The sequence below is a fragment of the Flavobacterium sp. UGB4466 genome, from assembly GCF_903469665.1.
Classification (GTDB): domain Bacteria; phylum Bacteroidota; class Bacteroidia; order Flavobacteriales; family Flavobacteriaceae; genus Flavobacterium; species Flavobacterium lipolyticum.
In genome coordinates this window covers 1-1,279 of sequence record NZ_CAGKLC010000238.1, presented here as the reverse complement: position 1 = coordinate 1,279, position 1,279 = coordinate 1, and the positions used below count along the sequence as shown (strand labels likewise).

The 1,279-nt window shown below is 41.0% G+C and carries 1 protein-coding gene; it reads left to right on the top strand.

The genetic code is table 11. From position 1 onward, the window contains the following. Positions 1-1,279, top strand: a 1,279-nt coding sequence (locus JO950_RS21850) for a condensation domain-containing protein (RefSeq protein WP_202704534.1), incomplete at both ends; no start/stop codon positions are given.

The window sequence follows — 1,279 nt, the reverse complement described above, 5'->3', positions numbered from 1 at the left end:
ACGGTTGGTGTGTAAGTGTGCTTATCAATGACTTTAATGAACTGTTGAGTGCCGCAATAAAAGGCAGTACAGCTGATTTGCCACCGGTAATGCCTTATTCCAATTATATCAATTGGTTGAAAAACATAGACAGAGAGCATTCACTTGGTTACTGGGAGGGTTACCTTAAAGGTTATGCAGTACCGGCAGAGATTCCTTTTAAGACAAGAGCTGTAGATACTACTTATATCGAATACAGTGAACGCCTTGAAATAGGGGGAGCTGTGTTTAAGCAAGTAGACATACTTTGTACCGCTTTAGGCATTACCCACAGCACTTTTATGCAAGGCGTATGGGGGTATCTATTGTCACGCTATAACAACACGAATGATGTGGTGTTTGGGGCAGTGGTATCAGGTCGTCCGGCCGATTTAGCGGGTGTTGAAGATATGATCGGACTGTTTATCAATACTATTCCGGTCAGAGTAAAGTATGATGTTGATACTACGGCTGCTGACCTGTTAAAAATGCTGCAAGAGCAATCGATACAAGGTACATCACATCATTATATGAACCTGTCGGAGGTTCAGTCTCAGAGTGAACCGGGCATGGATCTGATGGATCATGTCATGATATTTGAAAACTATGCAGTAAAGGAACTGGAAAACGAAGGGGTATTCAATAGTCGGGAAGAAGAGGGGCTTTCAATAGAATCAAGGGAAGTCAGTGATCAAAGCAACTATGATTTTAGTATATTAGTTACTCCTTCCCCCGTTTCATTACACCTAAATATCAGATACAATAGCAATCGTTATGATACAAGATCATTTAAGCAGCTGGTAAATCATATTGATACCGTAATCAAGGCGTTTGTACAAAACGCGGATCAGTCTTTAACAGCATTGGATTATGTATCGGAAGAAGAGAAAGATAAACAGTTGTTCACCTTCAATGATACAGCAGTAGCATATCCGAAGGACAAGACAATTGTAGACTTGTTTGAAGAACAGGTTGCAAAGACACCGGATCATATAGCCATAGTCTTTGAGAATACAAAACTGACTTACAGGGAGCTTAATGAGCGATCCAATCAGTTGGCGCATTACCTAATGGATAATTACAACATTCAGCCGGATGATTTGATAGGGATACAATTGGAGCGAAGTGAGTGGATGATTGTGGCGATACTGGGGGTATTAAAATCTGGAGGAGCTTATGTTCCTATCGATCCGGAGTACCCATCTTCCAGAAAGGAATATATTGTAAAAGACAGTGCTATAGCATTGCTGATAACCGAGGC